Source organism: Variovorax fucosicus (assembly GCF_030316825.1).
GTDB classification, from domain to species: Bacteria; Pseudomonadota; Gammaproteobacteria; order Burkholderiales; family Burkholderiaceae_C; genus Variovorax; species Variovorax fucosicus.
In genome coordinates this window covers 109625-135578 of record NZ_JASZYU010000003.1, presented here as the reverse complement: position 1 = coordinate 135578, position 25954 = coordinate 109625, and the positions used below count along the sequence as shown (strand labels likewise).

Here is a 25954-nt window from a genome sequence, read left to right as displayed (position 1 = left end):
TTTTGCATGCCCACTGTGTCACCACCGATCCGGGGAACATCATGAGAAGGCTCTGCTACGTGTTGTCGATCGCCGCGCTGCTGGCCTTGCAGGGCTGCGGTGTCCTCGGGCAGAGCGCCAGCGACTGCGCGAGCAGCGCTGCCAATGCGAGCTACGCCGGGCCCTACAGAGGCGCGGAAAACAACCTCAGCGCCCAAGACCTGGCGCGCGACGTCGCCTGCGCCTATCGCTTCAAGGCCGAGAAATATCCGCGCGGCTTCGTTGTCATCTACGGCAGCAGCCGCATCGGCGAGAACAACACCACGCAGGCCGATCCCGCCGTGCGAGCGGCCAACAACCAGCTCTACCAAGGCGTTCGGCAATTCGCCAGTCGCTGGACGCGGTTGTATGGTGGCAAGTACCCCATCATGACCGGCGCTGGCCCCGGCCTCATGGAAGCAGGCAGCCGCGGCGCCACCGAGGCCGGCGGACCCAGCATCGGTTACACCACCTACTACGGGCCCTCGCGCGACAAGGGCGGCGACGCGCGCCTGGCCTTCCAGCAGTACAAGGACAAGGACGGCAAGCTCAACGACATCGTCAGCGACGGCCTGATCTTCAGCAGCGTGGCGGTGCGCGAGTCGATGATGATCGCGCACTCGGCGGCCATCGTCATCGCGCCAGGCGGCAGCGGCACCGAATGGGAGATCTTTCAGATCCTGGAGTCGATGAAGAGCCAACAGCTCAACCCGGTGCCGATCTTCCTGGTGGGCAACAAGGAGCGCTACTGGAGGAGCTTCGAGCAGCGCCTGCGCGAGATGGCCGCCGTCGGCACGCTGCGCATGAACGAGGTGACCGACCTTTTCGTCTACGTCGAAAACCCCGAAGACGTCCTTGAGATGCTGCAGCGCAAGATGAGCCTGAACTGAAGCGGCACACCACCATGCTCGACCTCCTCCTCACCCATGCCACCCTGCCCGACGGCCGCAGCGACATGTCGATCGCGGTGCAGGACGGCCGCATCATCGAAGTCGCCGCGGGCCTGGCCGCACCCGCGCACGAAACGCTGGACGCCGGCGGCCTGCTGGTGTCGCCGCATTTCGTCGATCCGCACTTCCACATGGACGCGACGCTGAGCTACGGCCTGCCGCGTGTCAACGAAAGCGGCACCCTGCTCGAAGGCATTGCGCTCTGGGGCGAGCTCAAGCCGCTGCTGAAAGCCGAAGCACTGATCGAGCGCGCACTGGCGTATTGCGACTGGGCGGTGGCCAAGGGCTTGCTGGCGATCCGCTCGCATGTCGACACCAGCGATGCGAGCCTGCTCGCCGTCGATGCGTTGCTCGAAGTCAAGCGCCTGGTCGCGCCCTACCTGGATCTGCAGCTCGTGGCCTTTCCGCAGGACGGCGTGCTGCGTTCGCCGGGCGGCGTCGACAACCTGAAGCGCGCACTCGACAAGGGCGTGGACGTGGTCGGCGGCATTCCGCACTTCGAACGCACCATGGCCGACGGCGCCGCGAGCGTGAAGCTGCTCTGCGAGATCGCGGCCGAACGCGGGAAGCTGGTCGACATGCACTGCGACGAGTCTGACGACCCGCTTTCGCGCCACATTGAAACGCTGGCCTTCGAAGCGCAACGCCTCGGCCTGCACGGCCGCGTGACCGGCTCGCACTGCACCTCCATGCACAGCATGGACAACTACTACGTGAGCAAGCTGCTGCCGCTGATCGCGCAAAGCGGCGTCAGCGTGATCGCCAATCCGCTCATCAACATCACGCTGCAGGGCCGCCACGACACCTACCCCAAACGGCGCGGCATGACGCGCGTGCCCGAGCTGATGGCCGCGGGCGTGAACGTTGCCTTCGGCCACGACTGCGTGATGGATCCCTGGTACGGCATGGGCTCGGGCGACATGCTCGAAGTGGCGCACATGGGCCTGCACGTGGCACAGATGACCAGCCAGGCCGGCATTCGCAGTTGCTTCGACGCGGTGACGGCCAACGCGGCGAAAGTCATGCATCTGGATGGCTACGGGCTCGAGCCGGGTTGCGACGCGAGCTTCGTGCTGCTGCAGGCGCGCGATCCGGTCGAAGCGATCCGGCTGCGGGCCACGCGGCTGAAGGTTTTTCGCCTGGGCAAGGTGGTGGCAGAAACGCCAGCAGCGACGGCCGCGCTGCATTTGCCAGGGCGGGCACCAGCGACTTCCTTCATGCCGGTGCGCGCGGGAAAGTGATGCGACAGGCCACGGCGGCGGGCCTGTGCGCCGGCTGCCTAGAATGCCGCGATGGACACTCGGCAGATGCGCTGCGTCATCGCGATCGCGGATTCCGGCAGTCTGACGCGGGCTGCAGAGCAGCTCGGACTGGCGCAACCCGCACTCACGCAGACCATCAATCGCCTCGAGGCGGAACTCGGGGTCAAGCTGTTCGTGCGCAGCCGGCGCGGCGCGGAAATGACGGACGCCGGCCTCGCGATCGTCGATGACCTGCGCGCGAGCCTGGCGCATGGCGACGCTGCGGCCGACCGGGCGCGCGCCATGGGCGCCGGGCGCGCGGGGCGCCTGACCATCGGCTTCGTCACCCATGCGGTTTATGCGGTGCTGCCGCTCGCGCTGCGCCGCCTCCATGCCGAACATCCGCAGGTCGATGTGGTGCTGCGGGAAATGAGCAACGCGGAACAGGTGGAGGCGCTGGAAGGTGGTCGCATCGACATCGCACTGCTGCATCCGCCGGTTTCGGTCAATGCCCGCGTGCACGAGCTGCGGCTCGGCGAAGAGCCGATGATCGCCGCGCTCCCGAGTTCGCACCCGCGCGCGGCGGACGGGCAGGTTTCGCTGGCCGAGGTCGCGCAGCACGGCTTGATCTGGTTTCCGGAACGGCAGATGCCGGCGCTTCGCAACCGGATGCTGGGCGCGATACGCAGCGCGGGGCACGAGGTGCAGGTGATCCAGGAAGCGAATCGCACGCTCACCGTGCTGGCCTGCGTGGCCGCAGGACTCGGATGGTCGCTGCTGCCGCGCTCGGTGCGTGCGCTGCGGCACGAGGGGGTCAGCTACGCCGAGGTGTCCGACGGAGCCGGCCTGCCGCCCTTCGAGCTCGCCGCCATGTGGCTGGCGCGTTCGCGCCCCACCTTTGCGGATGCCTTCGCCGCCCTGTTGAAGGCGTAGCGGCGCGTTCAGTCGAGCTGGATCCGGTTCTCCTTGGCGACCTTGCTCCACTTGGCCATTTCGGCCTTGCGGAACGCGTCCAGCTCGGCCGGCGTAGAGCCGATCACTTCGGCGCCGATGGCTTCGAGCCGTGCGTGCACGTCCGGATCCTTGAGCACCGCGGCCAGTTCCCGGGACAGCCGGTCGACGATCGGTGCCGGCGTGCCGCTCGGCACGAACACGCCATTCCATTCGTAGACCTCGTAGCCGGGCAAGCCGGATTCCGCGACGGTCGGCAACTGGGGCAGCACGGGGGTGCGCGATTTGCCGGTGACGGCCAGCGCGCGGAGCTTGCCGCTCTGGATGTACGGAAGCCCCGAGGCCACGCTGGCAAAAAACACCGGCACCTGTCCGGCCATCACATCGGTGAGCGCGGGCCCGCCGCCCTTGTAGGCCACGTGCGTCATGCGCACGCCCGCCATCGACGAGAACAGTTCGGCCGCCAGGTGCTGCGCCGAGCCGTTGCCCGACGACGCATAGTTGACCTCGCCGGGCTTGGCTTTCGCGAGGGCGACCAGTTCCTTGACGCCGGCGATGGGTGCACCCGGATTCACCACCAGCACATTGGGCACCTTGACCAGCAACGAGACAGGCGCCAGGTCGCGCATCGTGTCGAAAGGCATCTTCGTGCGAAGTGCCGGGTTCTGCGCGTGGTTGGAGGCGTCCAGCATGACGGTGTAGCCATCCGGGGCGCTCTTGGCCACCAGATCGCCACCGATCGCGCCGCCCGCGCCGGCCCGGTTGTCGATCACCACCGGCTGGCCGAGCCGCAGGGAGAGCTTCGGCGCGATCACGCGGGCCACTGCGTCGACCGTTCCGCCCGGCGGGTAGGTCACGACCCACCGGATCGGCTTGGCGGGCCAGGCCTGTGCGTGAACCAGCACCGGGGCCGACAACAGCGCGCACACGGCGGCGGCATGGGTCAGCCATCGGCGGCGGCTTGAAGAATCATTGATCATGGTGTTTGTCTCCAGTTTCGAAGTCATAAAAATCTGCCGGCGTCTCGACCAGGATGCGATGGCGCGCCGAGGGATCCGGCACCCACTCGGTGAGCGCCGCCTTTGTGTTGCCGTAGCTCGCGGCATCGCGATGCTCCGTGTGCGGCCAGTCGCTACCCCACATCAGCCGCTGGGCGCCGAAACGCTCCAGCAACAGCCCGGCAGCGTCGGTCGCCTGCGATGACGAAGCACCGGGCCAGTTCCGGTATGCCGCCGACAACTTGACCCAGGTTCGACCGCCTCCAGCGGCGTCGAGCAGCCATGCCCGGCCCACATCGGGGACAGCGCCGGGCCGTCCGAAATGGTCGACCACAAGCCTGCAGCCCGCATCGAGCACGGCTTGGCCGGCGAATGGCAAATACCGCGATTCGACATGCAATTCCACATGCCAGCCGAGCGCCCGCACGCGGGCGAACCAGCTGCGCCAGACGGGTTGCCCGAAATCGGGCATCGGGAGCCCGAGCAGGTTGAGGCGAACGCCGCAGACGCCCGCCTCGCGCAGGGCAAGCAGTTCGCCTTCCCCGGCGTCCGGAGCGGTCACCGCGACGCCGCGCAGGCGGGTCGGGCATGCGCGCAGCGCGGCGAGCATGAAGCTGTTGTCGGTGCCGAGAAAGCTGGGCTGCACCAGCACGCCGTGCGAGATGCCGTGCGTGTCGAGCAGCGCCAGGTAGCTGTCGAGGCTGGCGTCGTAGTCCGGCGCGTGGCGCCGCTGCGCCGCCAGCGGAAGGCCGCGCACGAACACATGCGCGTGGGTGTCGATGCCGCTGACGGCCAGCCCCGGCTCAGCCGTAGCGGCGATCGAGTGCATCGAACTCGTCCTTGCGCACCAGCGCCTGGCGCTGCGCAAAGGTCGTGATCAGGCCGCTGCTCTCGTCGAGGCGGCCGTTGTCGCGCAGGCTCGTCAGTGCCATCGTCATTCCGTGCACCGCGCCCTGCAGCGCGGCGTTGGCATAGAGCACGAGGCCGAAGCCCATGGCGCCGAAGTCGGCCGCGGGCAGCGTCGGCGTCTTTCCGCCGATGACGATGTTGACCACCTGCGGGCAGGCAATCTCGCGCGGGATGCGATGCAATGCCTCGAGCGATGACGGTGCCTCCACGAAGGTGATGTCCGCGCCGGCTTGGGCATAGGCGGCTGCGCGGGCGATCGCGTCGTCGATGCCTGCCACGGCAGCCGCATCGGTGCGGGCGATCACCAGCATGTCGGCATGGATGCGCGCGTCGACCGCGGCCTTGATCTTGCCGACCATTTCCTGTTGCGTGACCACCGCCTTGCCTTCGAAGTGGCCACACTTCTTCGGCATTACCTGATCCTCGAACTGGATCGCGTTGGCGCCGGCGCGCTCCAGCGTGCGTACGCAGTGCCGCACGTTCAGTGCGTTGCCGAAGCCGGTGTCGGCGTCGACCACGATCGGCAACGCGACCGCGTCGCGGATCGCGGCAGTGTGCTGCGCGATGTCCGCCAGGCTGACGAAGCCCAGGTCAGGCAGGCCGTAGAACGTGTTGGTGAGGCCTGCGCCGCTCAGGTAGACCGCCTCGAAGCCGAGCTGCTCGATCACGCGGGCCGCCAGCGCATTCGCTGCGCCCGGCATCAGCAGCCCACGCCGGGCCTCGACCTTTTGCCGCAGCAGCGTGCCGGCGTGGACGGTCGTCATCTCACTCGTCCTTCATGCCGGTGGCCTTGACCACGGCGCCGAGACGCGCGCGCTCTTCATCCACGAACTTGTTGAAGGACGCGCGCGTTCCGCCGATGGGCTCGATGCCCATGCCCTTGAGGCGATCGGCGATCGCGGGCATCTTCATTGCCGCATCGATCGCCGCGGCCATCTTGTCCATGATGGCGGGTGGGGTGCCGTGCGGCGCATGCACGCCGGCCCAGTGCGCGATGCGCAGTTCGCCGAAGCCCTGCTCCGTCGCGGTGGAGAGTTCGGGATAGGCCGAGATGCGCGACGTCCAGGTATCGGCCAGGGCCTTCAGCTTGCCGCTTTTCAGGTAGGGCAATGCCACGATGCTGGCCTCGGAGGTGGCCTCGACCTGCTTGCCGAGCACCGCGGTGATCGATTCGGAGCCGCTCTTGTAGGGAACGATGTCGAGCTTGGCGTTGTACTTCGTCTGCAGCACGCCTGACACGAAGTGCGGCGTGCTGCCGGTACCGGCGGTGGCCCAGTGGAAGCCTTCGCCTTTGCTGGACGCAGCAATGAACTCCTTGAGATCCTTGTAGGGCGCGTCCGCCGGCACCAGGATCACAGAAGGCGCCAAACCGATCATGGCGACCGGCGTGAGGTCGGAGTCCTTGTACGGCATGGACTTCTTGATCAGGCTGTTGGAGATCACACCCGCTGCACTGATCAGGAAGGTGTAGCCATCGGGCGCCGACTTGGACACCAGGTCGGCGCCCAGCGTGGTGCCGCCGCCCGGCTTGTTCTCGACCACGATTGGCTGGCCCAGCGACCTGGAAGCGCCTTCCGCGGCAGCACGTGCCATCAGGTCGTTGGCACCGCCGGCCGAGAAAGGAACGACCAGCCGGATCGGCTTGGTGGGCCACGCGGGCGCCGTCTGGGCGGCGGCCTGGCCGCTGAAACCGAGCGCGATCGCTGCCGCAAGGCCGAGGCTGAAAAGCTTTTGCATGGTGTCTCCTGGCATTTGTTGCCGCCGTCATGCGGCGGAGGCGCCAAGTATCTGCAGGAGCTGCACAAAGCGGAACGGCAGGACGGGTTACGTTTTCATAAGCGGTGCTTATGCCGAAGACTCGGCCTCGCGGATTCGCGACCTGATCGCCGCGGCGACACGTGGCGCCTCCAGCGCGATCTCGCGCAGCGCGCCGGTGGGCGGATTCCGGAATCCCACGAAGAACAAACCGGAGATGGCGGTCTCCTGCCCGAAGCAGTGGGGTCGCCCGCGTGCATCGGCAATGGCGTCGAAGCCCCCGACGATGCGCTCCAGGCCCGGCCTGTAGCCGGTGGCCAGGATGATGGCCTCGAACGGGTGCGTGGCGCCGCCGGCGAAGCGCACGCCGTCTTCCAGCACCTGCTCGACGGCGGGCAACACGCGGATGCGCCCGGCCTTGATTGCGGCAACGGTTCCGATGTCGAGGATGGGCACGCGCCCGACGGTCTCGATCATCCGGTTGAGCCCGATGTCGGGCCGCACGATGCCCCATCGCGAGAGGTCTCCAACCGCGAAGCGCATTGCCGCGGCGGCGATCGCATCGCGCAACCCCAGCGGCAAGCGTGCCAGCATCACGCCCACCTGCTGGCTCGGCATTCCGAAGAGATCACGCGGCACCACATGCACCGGCCCGCGCACCACCATCGCCACGTCGACGCCCTGCTCCGCCAGGTCGAGCGCGATCTCGGCGCCCGAGTTGCCACAGCCCACCACCAGCGTGCGCAGGCCGACGTAGGGCGCCGGGTTCCGGTAGGCACTGGCGTGCACCACGCTGCCCGTGAATCCTTCGAGGCCGGCAAGCGCGGGCCGGTTGACGACGCCGTTGTAGCCCGTCGCAACCACCACGAAGCGCGGCGTCAGCGGCCCGCTGCTGGTGTCGACCGCGAAGCGTTCGCCCCGGCGCTTCACTTGCTGCACGTCGACACCGAAGCGCGGCGCAACCGCGCGCTCCGAGGCATAGCGCGAGAGGTAGTCGAACACCTGCGCGCGCGACGGATAGCGCGGTGCTTCGTCCGGCCACGGCGCCAGCGGCAGCCCGGAGAAGCGCTTGGCGGTGTGCAGATGCAGCCGGTCGTAGTGGTGCCGCCACACCGGCGCCGCTTCTGCTTCGCGCTCCAGCAGCGCGTGGGGCAGTCCCTGTTCGCGCAGGCAGGCGGAAACCGCCAGGCCTGCAGGGCCGGCGCCGATCACCACGATGTCGTCGCTGTTCATCCTGGACGTCTCCTGCGAAAGGATCGTACGCCGCAGTGCTCAGATGCGGTGCGGCTCCGAGGGCGCTGGCCAGCGGCGGCCCGCCAGTTCCGCCAGTGCCTCACCCACCGGCCGTTCGACCTTGAGCGCCAGCAGTTCATCCGCCCGCGTCCGCCCGAGATTCACCGCAGCGACCGGCTTGCCCGCCTGCGCCGCCGCCTGCACGAACCGATAGCCCGAATACACCATCAACGACGAGCCGACAACCAGCACCGCGTCCGCCGCCTCCAGCGCTGCAAACGATGCAGCAACACGCTCCTTCGGCACGCTCTCGCCGAAGAACACCACATCGGGCTTGAGCATGCCGCCGCAACGCGGGCAATCGGGCACATCGAAACTGGCGAAGTCGCGGCCGTCGAGGTCGGCATCGCCGTCCGGTGCGGCGCGGGCTTCCAGTTCGGCCCAGCGCGGATTGCGGCGGCGCAGCTCGACCTGCAGCTCGGCGCGCGGCGTGCGCGTGTCGCAGGCCATGCAGCGCACGGTGTCGATGCGGCCATGCAGGTCGACGGTCGACCGGCTGCCGGCAGCGTCATGGAGCCCGTCGACATTCTGGGTCAGCAGCAGGCCGATGCGACCTGCTGCCTCCAGTTGCGCCAGCGCGCGGTGCGCTGCGCCGGGCCGTGCATTGGCCATCGTCGGCCAGCCGATCAGGCTGCGCGCCCAGTAGCGGCGGCGCGTGGTTTCTTCGCCGGTGAAGGCCTGGTAGGTGACCGGCGACGGACGTTTCCACTCGCCGTTGGTGTCGCGGTAGTCCGGGATGCCCGAATCAGTGCTGCAGCCCGCACCGGTCAGTACAAAGAGCCTGGGGTGGCGCTGGACGAAATCGGCGAGCGCAGTGGAAGTGGCATCCATGCGCCAAGCATACGGCGCCTGCAAATTCAAGGCATCAGAGGGCCGCGGGCGACACCGCTTCGGCGTTGTAGATCTGGATCGTGGGCGGTTCGGCGGCGAGTGCGCCGGCGGTCTTGGCAAAGCCGCGCGACGCCGGCACCCCGAAGTGCGCTTTCAACGCGGCGGCGTCGGCCCACTGCTCGATGAACACGAGCCGCAGCGGGTGCTCGGCATCGCGGTGTACTGCGTGCGAGATGCAACCGGGTTCCGAGCGCGAACGGTGGACATGCTCGACGCTGAGCGCGAGGATCTCGTCGAACGCGTCGGCGGTGGCGACGATGGTGCCGGTGACAAGAATCATGGCTGTCTCTCCTGGGTTGTGATCAGGGCAATGACGCGGGGGCCTTGCTCAGCCTTCGGGCGCAATCGCCTCGGCGTATTCGTAGAGCGCGCCGAGGATGGTCTCGGCCCGCTCGTCGGCGGTTTCGGCCAGCGTGTCGATCTCGGCGAAGAACTGGTCGACGTTGACCACCCCGCCCTCGCCTTCGAGCAGCCGCGCGGCACGGTGCGCTTCCCAGCGCGCGGCCTCTTCGGCGCTCAGCGTGTCGACGAAGTTGCGCGCGCGGTAGCGGAACAGCAGCTCTTCGAGCCGGCCGTCGTCGAAGCCGCTGCGCGCATGGGCAAGCTCGGCGCCCGAAAGGCCGCGCAGGTGATTGAGCCGCCGCCGATCGGCATTGCCGACAAAGCCGCCGTACAGGTCTTCATCGACATCGGGCTTGCCTTCGGCCGGACGTTTGAAAACCTCGGGCCAGATGGCGCTCATGTCGGGCAGGCCCGCCGCAATGCCGGCATGGCGCAGCGCCGTTTCCAGATCGATCTGCCAGCGTTCCTGCATTGCGGGCACCAGTGTCTTGAGGTTACCCACCACCATCGGCGACTTGTTGAGGTGGATCGATTTGACGGGCAGGCGCGCCATGCCTTCGGGCAGATCGGCGGTCTTGGTGAAAAGGCGGGTGCGCAGCGTTGCCACATCGATCAGCGGAAGCTCGCTCGGGTCGTGCGCCAGATCCCAGGCGATCAGCTCGTTCTTGTTGGTCGGGTGGGTGGCCAGCGGCCACATCACGGCCAGGCAGCCGCGCTCCACCGGGAACATGCCCGAGACGTGCAGAAAGGGCTTGGCAGTCACCCGCGTGGCCGGCAAGCCGAGTTCGGCAGCGACCTGGTCTTTCTTGTGCAGCCGCAGCGCGAAGTCGAACAGGCGCGGCTGCCGGGTGCGGATCAGGCGCGCCAGCGCGATGGTGGCGCGCACGTCCGACAGCGCATCGTGCGCGGCTTCGTGCAGCAGGCCGTTGGCGCGCGCCAGGTCTTCGAGCTTGAAGCTGGGCCGGCCGTCGTCCTTCTTCGGCCATTCGATGCCTTCGGGCCGCAACGCGTAGGTGAGGCGCACCACATCGAGCAGATCCCAGCGGCCGCAATCGTTTTGCCATTCGCGCGCGTACGGATCGATCAGGTTGCGCCAGAACATGAAGCGCGTGATTTCGTCGTCGAAGCGGATGGTGTTGTAGCCCACTCCGATGGTGCCGGGCTGAGAGAAAACCTGTTCGATCTGCGCCGCAAATTCGTGCTCGGGGATGCCGCGCTCGAGGCAGAGCTGCGGCGTGATGCCGGTGATCAGGCAGGCCTCGGGGCTCGGCAGAAAGTCGGGCGCGGGCTTGCAGTACAGCATCAGCGGCTCGCCGATCTCGTTGAGTTCCGCATCCGTCCGGATGCCGGCGAACTGGGCCGGCCGATCGCGCCGCACATTGGCCCCGAAGGTTTCGTAGTCGTGCCAGAGAAAGGTGTGGGTCATGTCAAAGCAAGGGGGAAAAGAGGCGTGCGGTGGCGTCGGCCAACCGCTGCAGAAAGCGCTGCGGCCGGTGCGCGCGCACCGCGGCCGAACTGTGCAGGTCGGTTTCGAACTGGGACGCCAGCGGCTTCGCAAGTGCCGGGCCGTACACCACCGCCATCACCTCGTAATTGAGGCGAAAGCTGCGGTTGTCGAAGTTGGCGGTGCCGATCATCGCGCAGTTGTCGTCGACCACCAGCGTCTTGGAATGCAGCATGCGCGCCTTGTATTCCCAGACCTTGACGCCCGCGGCGATGAGTTCGTCGAAGTAGGACCTGGCCGCCGCGCTCACGATGAGCGAGTCGCTGCGGCGCGGCACGAGCAAACGCACGTCGACACCGCGCAACGCCGCGCTGGTCAGCGCCATCAGGGCCGGCTCGCCGGGCACGAAGTACGGTGTGGTGAGCCAGGCGCGATCGGTCGACGAATTGATGGCCGACACATGCATGCGGTGGATCGCCTCGAGTGGGCTGTCGGGCCCGCTGGTGACGATCTGCACCGGGATGTCGCCCGCCTCCATGGGCGGGAGCAGCTTCGGCAGCGTCGGATCCATCTCGCGCGGGTTCTCGCCGGTGGCGTAGGTCCAGTCTTCGAGAAAGGTGGTCTGCAGCCAGCGCACCGCGCTGCCTTCGATGCGCACATGCACGTCGTGGTAGGCGTCAGGGCGGGTGCGCTTGTCTTCCTCGTCGGTGATGTTGACGCCGCCGGTGAAGCCGATGCGCCCGTCGCAGACGACGATCTTGCGGTGGGTGCGGTAGTTGGTCACCGGGCGCAGCCGCCGGCCGATGCGCGTGTCGTGGAACAGCGCAACCTTCACACCCGCGGCGTGCAGCGGCGCCATGAACCTGCGGCCGATGCGTTTGGAGCCCAGCGCGTCGAGCAGCAACCGCACCGCCACGCCCTGCTGTGCCTTCTGAACCAGCAGATCGCGCAGCGCAGTGCCGATCCGGTCGGGTTCGAAGATGTAGTACTCGACGTGCACGTGGTCGCGCGCATCGCGAATGGCCTCGAAGATGGCGTCGAACGTGCGCGCCCCGCCGGAGAGCAGTTCCACGCTGAGCGCGCTCGACACCGGCAGTCCGCAGGCGGCCGCGCCGAGCCCCGCCATCTGCCGCAACGCCGTCGGCGCGTCTTCGGCCACCTGCCGCAGCAGCGCCAGGTCGGCCGGCGCGTGCGCGCTGGCACGGCTGCGCAGCCGCTTGAGCCGCTGCTTCTTCATGCGTTGCGGCCCGAGGAAGTAGTAGATGACGAAGCCGGCGAACGGCAGCAGCGCGAGCGACAGGATCCAGCTCATCGTCGACACCGGCGCCCGCTTCTGCATCACGATCCAGACCGACAGCACCGCGATGTAGCCGCTCCAGGCCAGCGACAGCCCGGTTTTCCATTCGTGGCTGAGTTCGGGGAGGATCAAGGGGAACGTCAAAAAAGAAAAAGGCCGGCAGCGTGATGCTACCGGCCTTTGCACGGGGCTTGAACAAATCAGCCTGTGGCGGCTTCCTCGGCTTCGGGCTTGGAGCGCCCTTCCTTCTTCTGCAACGGCTGGATGTCGAGCAGCACTTCGCCCTTGTCGTCGACATCGACCGACAGGCGGCCACCGTCGATCAGGCGCCCGAACAGCAACTCGTCGGCCAGCGCACGACGGATCGTGTCCTGGATCAGGCGCTGCATCGGCCGCGCGCCCATCAACGGATCGAAGCCCGTCTTGGCGAGGTGCTTGCGCAGCGTATCGCTGAACGTGACGTCGACCTTCTTCTCCGTCAGTTGCTGCTCGAGTTGCAGCAGGAACTTGTCGACCACGCGCAGGATGACCACTTCGTCGAGCGCCTTGAAGCTCACGGTCGCGTCGAGGCGGTTGCGGAACTCCGGCGTGAACAGGCGCTTGATGTCGGCCATCTCGTCGCCCGCCTGACGCGGGTTGGTAAAGCCGATGGTCGCCTTGTTCATGGTTTCGGCGCCCGCGTTGGTGGTCATGACGATGATCACGTTGCGGAAGTCGGCCTTGCGTCCGTTGTTGTCGGTCAGGGTGCCATGGTCCATCACCTGCAGCAGCACGTTGAAGATGTCCGGATGCGCCTTCTCGATCTCGTCGAGCAGCAACACCGCGTGCGGCTTCTTCGTGACGGCTTCGGTCAGCAGGCCGCCCTGGTCGAAGCCGACGTAGCCCGGAGGCGCGCCGATCAGGCGGCTCACCGCATGGCGCTCCATGTACTCCGACATGTCGAAGCGGATCAGCTCGATGCCCATGATGTAGGCCAGTTGCTTCGCCGCTTCGGTCTTGCCGACGCCGGTGGGGCCGCTGAACAGGAACGAGCCGATCGGCTTGTCGGCACGGCCCAGGCCCGAGCGCGCCATCTTGACCGCGGAGGCCAGCACTTCGAGTGCCTTGTCCTGGCCGAACACCACGCTCTTCAGGTCGCGTTCAATGGTCTGCAGCTTGCCGCGGTCATCGTTGCTGACGTTGGCCGGGGGAATGCGCGCGATCTTCGCGACGATGTCCTCGACCTCGGTCTTGCTGATGGTCTTCTTGCGCTTGCTCGGCGGCAGGATCCGCTGGGCGGCGCCGGCCTCGTCGATCACGTCGATCGCCTTGTCGGGCAGATGGCGGTCGTTGATGTACTTGGCGCTCAGTTCGGCCGCGGCCTGCAGGGCCGCCACCGCGTACTTGACGCCATGGTGTTCCTCGAAGCGCGACTTCAGACCCTTGAGGATCTCAACCGTTTCCTGCACGGTCGGCTCGACCACGTCGACCTTCTGGAAACGACGCGACAGGGCCGCATCCTTCTCGAAGATGCCGCGGTATTCGGTGAACGTGGTGGCGCCGATGCACTTGAGCTGGCCGCTCGAGAGCGCCGGCTTCAGCAGGTTCGATGCATCCAGCGTGCCGCCCGAGGCCGCGCCGGCGCCGATCAGCGTATGGATTTCGTCGATGAACAGAATGGCGTTCGGCTTGTCCTTGAGCGACTTGAGCACACCCTTCAGGCGCTGCTCGAAATCGCCGCGGTACTTGGTGCCGGCCAGCAGCGCACCCATGTCGAGCGAGTAGACACTCGACTCGGCCAGGATCTCGGGCACATCACCCTGCGTGATGCGCCAGGCCAGGCCCTCGGCGATCGCGGTCTTGCCGACGCCGGCCTCGCCGACCAGCAGCGGGTTGTTCTTGCGCCGGCGGCAAAGGATCTGGATCACGCGCTCGACCTCGTACTCGCGGCCGATCAGCGGATCGATCTTGCCTTCCCTGGCGGCCTGGTTGAGGTTTTGCGTGAACTGCTCGAGCGGCGAAGCCTTCTCGTTCTTTTCGCCGCCGCCCTCATCGCCTTCGCTCGACGACGACTCGCTGCTGCCCTTGGCGGCTTCCGGCGGATCGCTTTTCTTGATGCCGTGGGCGATGAAGTTGACCACGTCGAGCCGGGTCACGCCCTGCTGGTGCAGGTAGTAGACCGCGTGCGAATCCTTTTCGCCGAAGATCGCGACCAGCACGTTGGCGCCGGTGACTTCCTTCTTGCCGTTGCCGGTGGACTGCACATGCATGATGGCGCGCTGGATGACGCGCTGGAAACCCAGCGTCGGCTGGGTGTCTACATCGTCGGTACCCGCCACCTGGGGCGTGTTGTCCTTGATGAAGTTGGTGAGCGACGCCCGCAGGTCGTCGACGTTGGCCGAGCAGGCGCGCAGAACCTCTGCGGCGCTCGGGTTGTCCAGCAAAGCGAGCAGCAGATGCTCCACGGTGATGAACTCGTGGCGCTGCTGCCGGGCCTCGACGAAGGCCATGTGCAAGCTGACTTCCAGTTCCTGGGCAATCATGTGATTTCCTTTTTGCCTTGCTGTAAATATGTTGCAGATGGGTTGGAGTGCGCTTTATTCAACGGGTTCACTGACGCACTGCAACGGGTGGCCCGCCTGGGCCGCCGCTTCCATCACCTGATTGACCTTGGTGGCCGCCAGATCGCGCGAGAAAACGCCGCAGACACCCCGGCCGTCGAGGTGGATCTTGAGCATGATCTGGGTCGCGGTCTCACGGTCCTTGTTGAAAAATTCCTGGATGACGACGATCACGAACTCCATCGGCGTGTAGTCGTCGTTCAGCATCACGACCTGGTACATCTGCGGGGGCGCTGTTTTCTGGGGGCGCCGCTCCAGGACGACCGCGTCGCCGTCATCCCGCGCCGGCTTGCGGACCGGCGGCGTTTTCGGGGTCGTTGGGATTCTCGTTGCCATGAAAATCATTCTATAGATCGAGCAAGCGCCATGCCGGCGCCAAAGGATTTGGTGGCGGGTTCCAGACAAAACAAGTGGACACCCGTGAAAGACGGCACACGGCGCGCAACAAAAAACCCCGGCGCCTTGTGGTCACCGGGGCTGGAGCGATGCCGCCGGCACTCGGCCGGCCTGCCAGATCACATCTGGTCGATCATCACCTGGCCGAAGCCCGAGCAGCTCACCTGCGTGGCGCCGTCCATCAGGCGCGCGAAGTCGTAAGTGACCTTCTTGCTGGCGATCGACTTTTCGATCGAGCTGATGATCAGGTCGGCGGCTTCTTTCCAGCCCATGTGGCGCAGCATCATTTCGGCCGAGAGGATTTCGGAACCGGGGTTCACGTAGTCCTTGCCGGCGTACTTGGGAGCCGTACCGTGGGTGGCTTCGAACATCGCGACGGTGTCGCTGAGGTTCGCGCCCGGCGCGATGCCGATGCCACCGACCTGGGCGGCCAGCGCGTCCGAGATGTAGTCGCCGTTCAGGTTCAGCGTTGCAACCACCGAGTACTCGGCGGGGCGCAACAGGATCTGCTGCAGGAACGCGTCGGCGATGCTGTCCTTGACAGTGATTTCCTTGCCTGTGCGTGGGTTCTTGAACTTCATCCACGGGCCGCCGTCGATCAGCTCGGCGCCGAATTCCTTGGCCGCCAGGCCATAGGCCCAGTCACGGAAGCCACCTTCGGTGAACTTCATGATGTTGCCCTTGTGCACGATGGTGACGCTGGGCTTGTCATTGTCGATCGCGTACTGGATCGCCTTGCGCACCAGGCGCTCGGTGCCTTCGCGCGAGACCGGCTTGATGCCGATGCCCGAGGTGTTGGGGAAGCGGATCTTCTTGACGCCGAACTCGTCCTGCAGGATCTTGATGAGTTTCTTGGCCTTTTCGCTTTCGGCTTCGAACTCGATGCCGGCGTAGATGTCTTCCGAGTTCTCGCGGAAGATCACCATGTTGGTCTTCTCGGGTTCCTTGACCGGGGAAGGAACGCCCTTGAAGTACTGGATCGGGCGCAGGCAGACGTACAGGTCGAGCTCCTGGCGCAGCGCCACGTTGAGCGAGCGGATGCCGCCGCCCACCGGCGTGGTCAGTGGGCCCTTGATGGAGACCACATAGTCGCGCACGGCGTGCAGGGTTTCCTCGGGGAGCCAGACGTCCGGGCCGTAGACCTTGGTCGACTTCTCGCCGGCGTACACCTCCATCCAGTGGATCTTCTTCTTGCCGCCGTAGGCCTTGGCCACGGCCGCATCGACCACCTTGATCATCACCGGCGTGATGTCGAGGCCGGTGCCGTCACCCTCAATGAAGGGGATGATCGGCTGGTCGGGCACATTCAACGAGTTGTCGGCATTGACCGTGATCTTTTGGCCTTCGGTCGGGACTTTGATGTGCTGGTAGCTGGGCATGGGGGCTGGGGGCTCCGGGAGTGGGAAGTGGTGGCAAGGAGACAATGTGTATCTTGCCGGCTGAATAGCCTTAGAATTTTAGACGCAACCGGAGAAGGCGAAGGATCTGTCAACCGCAGACGCCGGGCCTTCGTTGTTGGCAGACCTTCTGCTGGCCGGGAGGCGTTTTCAATCCATTCTCCACAGAGGAATCCGTAATGAGCAAAGTTCTCGCAGTCATGATCGCCGGCCTGTTCGCAGCTGGTGCCTACGCACAGACCAAGCCGGGCGAGGTGGACCCCACGGGTCAGGGCAAGCCGGCTGCCAAGGCCGAAGCCAAGGTTGCGGCCAAGCCTGCTGGCCAAGTCAAGGCGCCCGCTGGCGACATCGCCAAGACGCCCGAAGGCGGCGCCATCGGCACCGACAAGGCTGCTGCGTCCGGCGAGAAGCGTGCTGAAACGCGCGATGCCCGCCGCCGCAACAAGGATGGCAGCCTGAAGCGCCGCAGCACGCAAGGCGGCACGCCGCAGTAAACCTTCGGCTCACGCCGCTTGGTCGAAGCGCCCTCCGGGGCGCTTTTCTTTTTTCCGAGTTCCTCGAAGCACTGTCAACCACCGGGAAGCACTGCCGTTGAATGCTGGCCTTTCCAGTTCATTGGGGGGTTTCAGATTTATAACCAAAGAGGAATCTTCATGAAAAAGCTTTTCGCAGTCCTGGTTTCCGGTTTCTTCGCCGCTGGCGCGTTCGCCCAGGCTCCTGCAGCGGTCGTCGTGCCGACGCACTCGGTCCATTCGGTCAAGCATGTGGTGAAGCATCACCCCAAGCACATCAAGCGCGTGGTTCATCGCCCCGTTCATCACAAGGCGCCGCTGCGCCACAAGATGTAAGCTTCGCGGCTTGCAGGAATGCCCGCTTCTGCGGGCATTTTTCATTGGCCTCACGGCCGCCTTCTTTCCCCAAGAGTTGCTCATGTTCAAGCGTCTGGTCGCCCTGCTTTCCTTCTGTCTGATGGGCCTGTCGCCCGCCTGGTCGCAAGATGCGCAGATGGATCTGCAGCGCGTGCCGCTCGGCGCGGGCATGTACAAGATCGATGCGCAGGTCGCGCTCGCGCCGCGCGAACGCGAGATCGGACTGATGTACCGCAAGGAAATGCCCCAGCAGGAGGGCATGCTGTTCGTGTTCGAGGAGCCGGCCACGCAGTGCTTCTGGATGAAGAACACGATACTGCCGCTCACGGCTGCGTTCGTGGCCGACGACGGCCGCATCGTGAATCTGGTCGACATGCAGCCGCAGACCACCAATTCGCATTGCTCCGAAGAACCGGTGCGCTACGTGCTCGAAATGAACCAGGGCTGGTTCGCCAAGAAGAACATCAAGAAGGGCCTCAAGCTCACCGGCACGCCTTTCGCAGCGCGTCGCTGAAGAGCGAGCGAAGGCGCCACGAAAAAGCCGACCCGCGGGTCGGCTTTTTCGTGGCAAGTACGACGTATCAGCCGAAATTCTTCGCAGCGAAGTCCCAGTTGACCAGCTTGGCCAGGAAGGTCTCGACGTACTTCGGGCGCAGGTTGCGGTAGTCGATGTAATAGGCGTGCTCCCAGACATCGACGGTCAGCAGCGCGGTGTCGGCAGTCGTCAGCGGCGTACCCGCAGCGCCGGTATTGACGATGTCGACCGAGCCGTCGGCCTTCTTCACCAGCCACGTCCAGCCCGAACCGAAATTGCCCACGGCTGACTTGGTGAAGGCTTCCTTGAAGGCGTCATAGCTGCCCCACTTGGCATCGATCGCCTTGGCCAGTGCACCGGTCGGAGCGCCGCCGCCTTGCGGCTTCATGCAGTTCCAGAAAAAGGTGTGATTCCAGATCTGCGCCGAATTGTTGTAGATGCCACCGCTGGATTTCTTGACGATTTCCTCGAGCGTCATGGCTTCGAACTCGGTGCCTTTCTGGAGGTTGTTCAGGTTCACGACGTAGGCGTTATGGTGCTTGCCATAGTGGTATTCAAGGGTTTCCTTCGAATACTCGGGCGCCAGCGCATCCAATGCATACGGCAGGGGAGGAAGAACGTGTTCCATGTTTTTGACTCGCGGGTTGGTTGTGGGACGGAGCATTCTAGAAAGGATTCGAATGCCGCACGTCGGACGCGGGCGCTTCCGCCTCAGCCCCGATCGACCGTCATGTCGACCGCGCCATCAGCCAGCCGCGCGCGCACCGCATCGCCCGGCGCAAGCTGGCGCGCGCTGGTGATGGCGCGCCCGGCCGGGTCGGCCAGCCACGCATAGCCGCGCTGCAGCACCAGGGCGGGGTCAAGCAGTTGCAGGCGCATGGCAACGCGTTCGAGCCGCTCGCTCCGCTGCGCCAGAGAACGCCCCAGTTTCAATGGCAAATCGGTCTGCAGAACCAGCCGGGCCTGCGAGAGACGCTCGGTTTTCGATAGCACCGCGTAGTGCAGACGCTGCGCCTGATGCGCCAGTCCGAGCCGTTGGCGCGCGACCATTCCGGAAGGCCGCCCGAGCCGGCCGGCCGCGAGGTCGAGCCGTTGGCCGAGCACATCGAGCCGCGCGCCGAGCGCATCGTTCAGGCGCTCGCCGATCAGACCGAGCGCTTCGAGCCAGAGCGCCTGCGGCGCTGCCACCAGTTCCGCCGCCGCGGTCGGTGTCGGTGCGCGCAAATCGGCGCAGAAGTCCGCGATCGTGAAGTCGGTTTCGTGGCCGACGCCGCTGACCACCGGCACCGGACTCTGCGCGATCGTGCGCGCCAGGGTTTCGTCGTTGAAGGCCCAGAGGTCTTCGATCGAGCCGCCGCCACGCACCAGCAGGATCGCATCGGGCACCGGCTGCAGCACATACAGCGCGCGCAGCGCCGCAACCAGCTCGGCCGGCGCCTGCGCGCCCTGCACGGCTGCCGGCGCGAGCACCACCTCCACATGGGGCGCGCGCCGGCGCAGCGCGGTGACGACATCGTGCAGTGCGGCTGCACCGAGCGATGTCACCAAGCCGATGCGTCGCGGCATCGACGGCAGCGCACGCTTGCGCGACGGATCGAACAGGCCCTCCGCCTCGAGCCGGGCCTTGCGCTGCAGGAACTGCTCGAACAACGCGCCCTGCCCCGCGCGCCGCAGGCTTTCGACCACCAGTTGCAGGTCGCCTCGCGGCTCGTACACCGCAAGGCGACCGCGCACCTCGACCTGGTCGCCATCGCGCGGGCTGAAATCCAGCAGGCTCGCGGCGCGGCGGAACATGGCGCAGCGGAGCTGGCCGGCTTCGTCTTTCAACGAGAAATAGCAATGCCCGCTGGCAGCGCGCGAGAAGCCCGAAATCTCGCCGCGCACCGTGACCGGATTGAAGCGTGCATCAAGCGCATCGCCCACCGCGCGGCACAGCGCGCCGACTGGCCAGACGCGCGGCCCTGAAGCCGCTGGTGCCAGAAATTCGCTCATACCGCACTCATGGGAGCGGATGCTCCGACGCCGATTCGTCCACAGCCAAATGCACCAAGGCGGGGCTTAACGTCGAACCACCCCTGCACGCGCAGGCTGTCGTGCAAGTTGTTGATTTGATAGGGAAAACTGCTGCTCAAAATTCGATCGATCCAACCGGACGCCCAGCCCATGCGGCTTCTGGCAACTTGCCAACGCGGTTAATCACAAAGTTATCCACAGAAACTGTGGGCCGTGTCCGACAGCGCAAGACGTGCGGCATGACGGGTATTGCTCGGAGATAATCGCGCCGCATTTGCACAGTCCACACGGCCGGAGAATCATTTGTTATCGATCATAGTTGCTGCGGGTTGGCCGATCTGGCCGCTGCTCGCCTGTTCGGTGCTGGCGCTTGCGCTGGTGATCGAGCGTTTCGTCAGCCTCAAGACCGTGCGCGTGCTGCCGCCGAAACTGCTCGACGAGGCCATCACCGTTTCCCATGCCGCGATCCCGGGGCCCGATGTGGTGACCAAGCTCGAGCAGAACTCCGCGCTCGGCCAGGTGCTGGCCTCCGGTTTTCGGGCGCTCAACGCCAACCCGCGCTGCACCGAGGATGACTTGCGTGCCGCAATGGAAGCGGCCGGCCGCACCGTGGCACACCAGCTTGAGCGCTGGCTCCCGGCATTGGCGACCATCGCATCGGCCGCCCCGTTGCTGGGACTGCTGGGCACGGTGATCGGCATGATCGAGATCTTCGGCTCGCAATCGCCCGCCAGCGGCGCTGCAGGCTCCGGCAACCCGGCGCAGCTGGCGCACGGCATCTCGATCGCGCTCTACAACACGGCCTTCGGACTGATCGTCGCGATCCCGACGCTGATCTTCTGGCGCTACTTCCGCACCCGCGTCGACGAGTACCTGCTGAATCTCGAACTCGCCGGCGAACGCTTCGCCCGCCATCTCAACGCGTTGCGCAGATGACAAGAGGCCGCATGCACTTCCGCCACGGCGCGCGCGACGAGCCGGAGATCAACCTGATCCCGTTCATAGACGTGCTGCTGGTGGTGCTGATCTTCCTGATGCTGTCGACCACCTACAGCAAGTTCACCGAGATGCAGTTGCGCCTGCCGGTGGCCGATACGGATGCGCAGCGCGACTACCCGAAGGAAGTGATCGCAGCCGTTTCCGCTGATGGCCGCTACTCGATCAACAAGACCCTCCTGCCCGACCGCAGCGTCGAGACCGTGGCCGCCGCACTGGCCGCCGCGGCCAGCGGCGGCAAGGACACGGTGGTGGTGATCAGTGCCGACGCGAACTCGCCGCACCAGTCCGTCATCACCGTGATGGAGGGCGCCCGCCGCGCGGGCTTGATGCAGATCACCTTCGCCACGCAGTCGGCTGCGCAGGCCGGGCGCTGACTTGTCGTTGCAGCGGGCCTGGCTGGGACGCGGGCCGCTGGCGCGGCTGCTGTGGCCGATCTCGCTGCTCTATGGCGCACTGACGCTGCTGCGGCGCGGGCTCTACCGGGCCGGTGTCTTCAAGACCGAGCGAGTCGGCGTGCCGGTGCTCGTGGTCGGCAACGTGATCGCGGGCGGCGCCGGCAAGACGCCGGTGGTGATGGCGCTGGTTCAGCACCTGCGCGCACGCGGCTTGCAGGTTGGCGTGATTTCGCGCGGCTACGGTCGCCGCACCCGCGACTGCCGCGAAGTGCTCCCCGCCGCCGACACTCGCGATGTCGGCGACGAGCCGGCCCTGATTGCCCGCGCGACCGGTGCGCCCGTGTTCGTGGCGGCGCGCCGCGTCGAAGCCACGCGCGCCCTCCTCGCGCGCCATCCGCAAACCCACGTCATCGTGAGCGACGATGGGCTCCAGCACCTGGCGCTCGCGCGCGACATCGAACTGTGCGTGTTCGACGACCGCGGCATCGGCAACGGCTGGCTGTTGCCGGCCGGCCCGCTGCGCGAGCGCTGGCCGCGTCGCTGCGACCTGGTGCTGCACACCGGCGCCAACCCCGCGTTCGGCGGCTATCGCGCACAACGCACGCTGGCCGACCACGCATTGCGCAGCGATGGCCGCCGCGTGCCGCTGGCGGAACTGGCAGACCAGCCGGTGATCGCGCTGGCCGCGATTGCCCGACCCGAAGCTTTTTTCGACATGCTGCGCGCTCGGGGGGTCACGCCGGAACGCTGTATCGCACTGCCCGATCACTATGATTTCGATAGCTGGAAACGCCCGCCCGACGGGCGCTACAGCCTTGTTTGCACCGAAAAGGATGCAGTCAAGCTGTGGCGCATTGCACCCGATGCGCTGGCGGTGCCGCTGGTGTTCACGCCCGAGCCGGCGTTCTTCGCAGCGCTGGACGCAAAGCTATCATCGGTCGATGGACACCAAGCTGCTTGAATTGCTGGTCTGCCCCGTGACCAAGGGGCCGCTGACCTGGAACCCGGAGAAGCAGGAGCTCTCCTCCCGCTCCGCGCGTCTCGCCTATCCGGTGCGCGACGGCATCCCGGTGCTGCTCGAGAACGAGGCGCGCACGCTGTCTGACGAAGAGCTGGGGCTTTGAGCTTCACTGTCTTGATACCGGCGAGGCTGGCGTCGACGCGCCTGCCGGACAAGCCGCTTGCCGATCTGTGCGGTGTGCCGATGGTGGTGCGCGTGGCGCAACGCGCCCAGTTGTCGGGCGCGGTGCGCGTCGTGGTCGCGGGCGATCACGCGCGCATCGTCGACGCCTGCAAGGCCCATGGCATCGAGGCGCTCCTGACCCGCACCGACCACCTGAGCGGCAGCGACCGTCTGGCCGAAGCCTGCACGCTGCTCGGCCTGGCGGACGATGCGATCGTGGTCAATGTGCAGGGCGACGAGCCGCTGATCGACCCGTCGCTGATCGACGCCGTCGCGACGACGCTTGCGAACGAGCCCGAAGCCTCGATGAGCACCGCGGTGCACGCCATCGACTCGACCGAAGATTTTCTCAATCCGAACGTGGTGAAAGCCGTACTCGACGCACGCGGCTACGCGCTCTACTTCAGCCGCGCGCCGATCCCCTGGTGGCGCGACGGCTTCGCAGCGCAAGGCATGGGCGCGCTGCCCTCTCCCGCGCCATTGCGCCACATCGGCATCTATGGCTACCGGGCCGGCTTCGTGCGGCAGTTCCCCCGGTTGCCGGCAGCGCCGGTCGAAGCGATCGAGGCACTCGAACAGTTGCGCGCCATGTGGCACGGCCACCGCATCGCGGTGCATGTGAGTGCGCATGCACCGGGCCCGGGCGTCGACACGCCGGACGACCTGGTGCGCGTGCGCGCGCGCATCGCCGGAATGCTTTCGGAAGACCCGCTTTCCGAGTGAGCGCGGGCAAAAGCCCATGCTATCCTCGAAGCAGCTTCGCGCTGTCCGGCCCTCGCGGCATGCATGGCGCGTCAAGAAATCCAAGAACCTTCCGAGGACACCATGAGACTGATTTTGTTGGGCGCCCCCGGGGCAGGCAAAGGCACGCAAGCCACTTTCCTGTGCAAGAAGTACGGCATCCCGCAGATCTCGACGGGTGACATGCTGCGCGCCGCCGTCAAGGCCGGCACGCCGCTCGGCCTGCAAGCCAAGGCCATCATGGAATCGGGCGCGCTGGTGAGCGACGATCTGATCATCAATCTGGTGAAGGAGCGCATTGCGCTGCCCGACTGCGCCAACGGGTTTCTGTTCGACGGATTTCCGCGCACCATTCCGCAAGCCGATGCGATGAAGGCGGCGGGCGTCAAGATCGACTACGTGCTTGAGATCGACGTGCCGTTCTCCGACATCATCGAGCGCATGAGCGGTCGCCGCTCGCACCCGGCATCCGGGCGCACCTACCACGTCAAGTTCAACCCGCCGAAAGTCGAAGGCATCGACGACATCACGGGCGAACCGCTGATCCAGCGCGATGACGACAAGGAAGACACCGTGCGCAAGCGGCTCGAGGTGTACGGCCAGCAAACGCGTCCGCTGGTCGAGTATTACGCCAGTTGGGCCAAAGCCGACCCGGCTGCAGCACCGAAGTACCGTGCCATCGCAGGTGTCGGCAGCGTCGACGAAATCACCCAGCGCGCGCTCGCGGCGCTGAACGACTGACCCTCGTCGGCCGTCAGGCCGGACTTGAACGCAGTCCGTAGGTCTTGCCGCCGACGAACAGGTATTCGACGCGCATCACGGCCTCGCCCTTCTCGTCCTTGAAGGTGAAGCCGATGGCCGACAGCGTGGTGCCGGGCTTGATCTCTTCCACGCTCCACGCCGACATGCGCGTGAGCGGCGCGAGCTCCAGTTCCCATCGACGATCCTTGCGCGTCGGCACCACGGCCCTGGCCAGCAGCGCCTTGCCATCGACCGCAGCGCTCTGCGCGGGCAGCGCACGTTGTGCCAGGTCGGCTGGCACCTTGAGGTCGGCCGGCAACTCGATCACGAGTTCGGCATGCGGGTTCTGCCAGCGCGAACTGAGCACCTTGCCCTCGAGATAGATCGGCCGTTCGGCGTCGAAACTGCTCCAGCCGTGGTGCGCCCGGACGCCGGGCGCAACGAGCGATGTGGCTGCCAAGGCGAAAAAATGGCGGCGTTGCATGACGGGCTCCTTCGCGTTCAGTAGTACGCAATCCAACGGCCGCAGAACACGACCGCAACCCAGATCACAGTGGACAGCAACATCTGGGCGCGGGCAAGCCCGTCCAGCCGGGCCAGCGAGCCACGCCCGTGGAACCATGCCGCATTGCAGCCTGCCGCCACGAGCAGCAGCATCTTGAGCACGAAGCTGCGGTTGGCGAGCAACTCGGCCGGCTGCGTCGAGAACATCAGGAGGCCGCTCGCCGCGGCGAGTGTGAACCCGGCCAGCGCGACGCCGAGCGACAACCGGGCCAACGCCTCGACCGGCAGCGCCGCGCCGCGACCGAACACGCGCAACTCGAACAGCACGAGATTGCCGAACAACAGTCCGATACCGAGGATGTGCACCGCCTCCAGTACCGGATAGGCCCAGGGATGGGTCTGCAGCGCGGCGAACATTACGTCCTTCAGCCGGACGCGTCAGCGCCGATCAGCTCGAGCATCAGCGCGATGCGCGCCTTGACCGGGCTCAACCCGCCTGCATCAGGCAGCGCATCACCCGCCTTCGGCAGGATCTGCCCGCTGGTGCAACGCGTGGCGCGCAGCACCGCGATGCCGGTGGCCTGCGCGCGCAATGCCGAAGCCTCCAGTTCGCGATGCAGCGTGCCGTTGCCGGTGGCAGCCAGCACCAGGCCCCGCACGGCATCGGCAACGCCGGCCTCCCGTTCACGCACCAGTGCGTCGACGATGGCGCCGCGCGCACCGGCGTGGCTTGTCAGGATCTCCACGCGCGGCGCGGCGCCGACGCTTGCTATCAAATCAATAGCTGTCTGCGCGCTTCCTTCTGACGCCGCAGGCCAATTTCGCAGTGAACGAACGACGCCCTCCTCGACATAACCGTGCGGGCCGGCATCGCCGGACGCGAAGGCGTCGACCCGGTAGGTGTGCACCTTCTGCACATCGAGCGCGCTGTGAATCACGCCCGCGCAGACCGCCACCACACCGCTCGCGCCTTCAGTGGCTGCGACCACGATCGCATCGCGCACGTTCTGCGGACCGTCGGGCGACAGCGCGGTTGCGGGCCGCATGGCGCAGGTCAGCACCACGGGCTTCCCGGGCGCCAGCACCGATTGGAGAAAAAAGGCCGTTTCTTCGAGCGTGTCGGTGCCATGGGTGATCACGATGCCTGCCACGTCGGGCTGTGCCAGCCAGTGCGCGCAACGCCGCGCGAGCTGCTGCCAGAGGGCGAACTCCATGTCCTTGCTGTCGACCTGCGCAACCTGCTCGGCCTCCAGCGTCACGCCGTCGGGCGCTTCGATGGCGCCGAGCAGCTCGGCCACGCCCACTTCGCCCGCGGTGTAGCCGATGTTGTCCCCGGGCTGCGCGGCTCGCCCGGCGATGGTGCCACCAGTGCCGAGCACCAGGATGCGGCGCGGCGTTGCTGTTGCAGATTGCGTGACCATCGCTTGCCAACTTTCAAAAACTGGTTAAAAATACAGTTACTGGATATGCAGCCAGTATCGCAAGGAGTCAA

29 protein-coding genes are annotated in these 25954 nt (G+C 66.3%); 12 read left to right on the top strand and 17 right to left on the bottom strand.

The features are described from left to right. Window positions 1-41 precede the first annotated feature (41 nt). Genes QTI05_RS18240 through QTI05_RS18230 form a run of 3 tightly spaced genes read left to right on the top strand, consistent with a single transcriptional unit; the run spans window position 42 to window position 3142 of the window. Complete coding sequence (locus QTI05_RS18240; RefSeq protein ID WP_286620102.1) at window positions 42-908, top strand: LOG family protein; 867 nt, start codon at window positions 42-44, stop codon at window positions 906-908. A gap of 14 nt (window positions 909-922) precedes the next feature. Next, window positions 923-2209, top strand: coding sequence for an amidohydrolase family protein (locus tag QTI05_RS18235; RefSeq protein WP_286620100.1), 1287 nt, complete (start codon window positions 923-925; stop codon window positions 2207-2209). 51 nt (window positions 2210-2260) lie between these two features. Further along, window positions 2261-3142, top strand: coding sequence for a LysR family transcriptional regulator (locus tag QTI05_RS18230; protein WP_286543793.1), 882 nt, complete (start codon window positions 2261-2263; stop codon window positions 3140-3142). 8 nt (window positions 3143-3150) lie between these two features. On the opposite strand, the gene QTI05_RS18225 is transcribed toward QTI05_RS18230, so the two are convergent. From QTI05_RS18225 to icd, 12 genes are all read right to left on the bottom strand, one after another. After that, on the bottom strand, window positions 3151-4140 hold the full coding sequence (locus QTI05_RS18225) for a tripartite tricarboxylate transporter substrate binding protein (RefSeq protein ID WP_286620098.1): 990 nt from the start codon (window positions 4138-4140) through the stop codon (window positions 3151-3153). Beyond that, window positions 4130-4987, bottom strand: coding sequence for an amidohydrolase family protein (locus tag QTI05_RS18220; RefSeq protein WP_286620097.1), 858 nt, complete (start codon window positions 4985-4987; stop codon window positions 4130-4132). Before QTI05_RS18220 ends, QTI05_RS18225 begins: the two co-directional genes overlap by 11 nt. Further along, complete coding sequence (locus QTI05_RS18215; RefSeq protein ID WP_286620096.1) at window positions 4962-5831, bottom strand: isocitrate lyase/PEP mutase family protein; 870 nt, start codon at window positions 5829-5831, stop codon at window positions 4962-4964. Before QTI05_RS18215 ends, QTI05_RS18220 begins: the two co-directional genes overlap by 26 nt. A gap of 1 nt (window position 5832) precedes the next feature. Then, window positions 5833-6804: a Bug family tripartite tricarboxylate transporter substrate binding protein gene (locus QTI05_RS18210; protein WP_286620094.1), complete on the bottom strand. Its 972-nt coding sequence runs from the start codon at window positions 6802-6804 to the stop codon at window positions 5833-5835. A 108-nt stretch (window positions 6805-6912) separates the two neighbouring features. Then, window positions 6913-8055 carry a flavin-containing monooxygenase gene (locus QTI05_RS18205; protein ID WP_286620093.1) on the bottom strand — a complete coding sequence of 381 codons (1143 nt, stop codon included), beginning with the start codon at window positions 8053-8055 and terminating at the stop codon, window positions 6913-6915. A 39-nt stretch (window positions 8056-8094) separates the two neighbouring features. Beyond that, complete coding sequence (locus QTI05_RS18200) at window positions 8095-8946, bottom strand: NAD-dependent protein deacetylase (protein WP_286620091.1); 852 nt, start codon at window positions 8944-8946, stop codon at window positions 8095-8097. A 34-nt stretch (window positions 8947-8980) separates the two neighbouring features. Further along, window positions 8981-9286, bottom strand: coding sequence for a putative quinol monooxygenase (locus tag QTI05_RS18195; protein ID WP_286543777.1), 306 nt, complete (start codon window positions 9284-9286; stop codon window positions 8981-8983). A gap of 48 nt (window positions 9287-9334) precedes the next feature. Beyond that, window positions 9335-10774: an exodeoxyribonuclease I gene (sbcB, locus tag QTI05_RS18190; RefSeq protein WP_286620089.1), complete on the bottom strand. Its 1440-nt coding sequence runs from the start codon at window positions 10772-10774 to the stop codon at window positions 9335-9337. A 1-nt stretch (window position 10775) separates the two neighbouring features. Continuing rightward, the gene (cls, locus tag QTI05_RS18185) at window positions 10776-12221 is read right to left on the bottom strand and encodes a cardiolipin synthase (RefSeq protein WP_286620088.1); all 1446 of its coding nucleotides are present in this window, start codon (window positions 12219-12221) and stop codon (window positions 10776-10778) included. A 68-nt stretch (window positions 12222-12289) separates the two neighbouring features. Next, window positions 12290-14611, bottom strand: a complete 2322-nt coding sequence (gene clpA / locus QTI05_RS18180; RefSeq protein WP_286543763.1) for an ATP-dependent Clp protease ATP-binding subunit ClpA — start codon at window positions 14609-14611, stop codon at window positions 12290-12292. A 54-nt stretch (window positions 14612-14665) separates the two neighbouring features. After that, window positions 14666-15025 (bottom strand): ATP-dependent Clp protease adapter ClpS, encoded by a 360-nt coding sequence (clpS, locus tag QTI05_RS18175; RefSeq protein WP_286543761.1) that lies wholly within the window; start codon window positions 15023-15025, stop codon window positions 14666-14668. Between the two features lie 179 nt (window positions 15026-15204). Further along, window positions 15205-16464, bottom strand: a complete 1260-nt coding sequence (icd, locus tag QTI05_RS18170) for an NADP-dependent isocitrate dehydrogenase (RefSeq protein WP_286543759.1) — start codon at window positions 16462-16464, stop codon at window positions 15205-15207. Window positions 16465-16661: 197 nt separating this feature from the next. Here icd and QTI05_RS18165 point away from each other — a divergent pair, with 197 nt between their 5' ends. The 3 genes from QTI05_RS18165 to QTI05_RS18155 all read left to right on the top strand — a co-directional run bounded on the left by QTI05_RS18165 (window position 16662) and on the right by QTI05_RS18155 (window position 17865). Then, window positions 16662-16976: a cell envelope biogenesis protein TolA gene (locus tag QTI05_RS18165; RefSeq protein WP_286543757.1), complete on the top strand. Its 315-nt coding sequence runs from the start codon at window positions 16662-16664 to the stop codon at window positions 16974-16976. Window positions 16977-17135: 159 nt separating this feature from the next. Beyond that, complete coding sequence (locus tag QTI05_RS18160; protein ID WP_286543756.1) at window positions 17136-17330, top strand: hypothetical protein; 195 nt, start codon at window positions 17136-17138, stop codon at window positions 17328-17330. A gap of 82 nt (window positions 17331-17412) precedes the next feature. Continuing rightward, window positions 17413-17865, top strand: coding sequence for a DUF192 domain-containing protein (locus QTI05_RS18155; protein ID WP_286543753.1), 453 nt, complete (start codon window positions 17413-17415; stop codon window positions 17863-17865). 67 nt (window positions 17866-17932) lie between these two features. On the opposite strand, the gene QTI05_RS18150 is transcribed toward QTI05_RS18155, so the two are convergent. Continuing rightward, window positions 17933-18514 (bottom strand): superoxide dismutase, encoded by a 582-nt coding sequence (locus QTI05_RS18150; RefSeq protein ID WP_286543751.1) that lies wholly within the window; start codon window positions 18512-18514, stop codon window positions 17933-17935. An 83-nt stretch (window positions 18515-18597) separates the two neighbouring features. Beyond that, entirely contained in the window at window positions 18598-19878 is a 1281-nt protein-coding gene (gene xseA / locus QTI05_RS18145) for an exodeoxyribonuclease VII large subunit (RefSeq protein ID WP_286620087.1), read from the bottom strand. A gap of 324 nt (window positions 19879-20202) precedes the next feature. Between xseA and QTI05_RS18140 the strand changes: the two genes are divergently transcribed. The 6 genes from QTI05_RS18140 (at window position 20203) to adk (ending at window position 23958) form a co-directional block, all read left to right on the top strand. Beyond that, window positions 20203-20835 carry a MotA/TolQ/ExbB proton channel family protein gene (locus tag QTI05_RS18140; RefSeq protein WP_286543716.1) on the top strand — a complete coding sequence of 211 codons (633 nt, stop codon included), beginning with the start codon at window positions 20203-20205 and terminating at the stop codon, window positions 20833-20835. 11 nt (window positions 20836-20846) lie between these two features. Then, window positions 20847-21272 (top strand): ExbD/TolR family protein, encoded by a 426-nt coding sequence (locus tag QTI05_RS18135; RefSeq protein ID WP_286543715.1) that lies wholly within the window; start codon window positions 20847-20849, stop codon window positions 21270-21272. A gap of 1 nt (window position 21273) precedes the next feature. Then, window positions 21274-22254 (top strand): tetraacyldisaccharide 4'-kinase, encoded by a 981-nt coding sequence (lpxK, locus tag QTI05_RS18130; protein ID WP_286620084.1) that lies wholly within the window; start codon window positions 21274-21276, stop codon window positions 22252-22254. Further along, window positions 22235-22417, top strand: a complete 183-nt coding sequence (locus tag QTI05_RS18125) for a Trm112 family protein (RefSeq protein ID WP_286620083.1) — start codon at window positions 22235-22237, stop codon at window positions 22415-22417. Before lpxK ends, QTI05_RS18125 begins: the two co-directional genes overlap by 20 nt. Beyond that, window positions 22414-23199 (top strand): 3-deoxy-manno-octulosonate cytidylyltransferase, encoded by a 786-nt coding sequence (kdsB, locus tag QTI05_RS18120; protein WP_286543710.1) that lies wholly within the window; start codon window positions 22414-22416, stop codon window positions 23197-23199. The genes QTI05_RS18125 and kdsB overlap by 4 nt, the downstream gene beginning before the upstream one ends. Window positions 23200-23301: 102 nt before the next feature. Next, complete coding sequence (adk, locus tag QTI05_RS18115) at window positions 23302-23958, top strand: adenylate kinase (protein WP_286543707.1); 657 nt, start codon at window positions 23302-23304, stop codon at window positions 23956-23958. Window positions 23959-23971: 13 nt separating this feature from the next. Here adk and QTI05_RS18110 read toward each other — a convergent pair whose 3' ends face one another. Genes QTI05_RS18110 through QTI05_RS18100 form a run of 3 tightly spaced genes read right to left on the bottom strand, consistent with a single transcriptional unit; the run spans window position 23972 to window position 25883 of the window. Continuing rightward, window positions 23972-24442 (bottom strand): DUF6152 family protein, encoded by a 471-nt coding sequence (locus tag QTI05_RS18110; RefSeq protein WP_286543705.1) that lies wholly within the window; start codon window positions 24440-24442, stop codon window positions 23972-23974. A gap of 17 nt (window positions 24443-24459) precedes the next feature. Then, entirely contained in the window at window positions 24460-24879 is a 420-nt protein-coding gene (locus tag QTI05_RS18105) for a hypothetical protein (protein ID WP_286620081.1), read from the bottom strand. Between the two features lie 8 nt (window positions 24880-24887). Next, window positions 24888-25883, bottom strand: a complete 996-nt coding sequence (locus QTI05_RS18100) for an asparaginase (RefSeq protein WP_286620079.1) — start codon at window positions 25881-25883, stop codon at window positions 24888-24890. Window positions 25884-25954 lie beyond the last annotated feature (71 nt).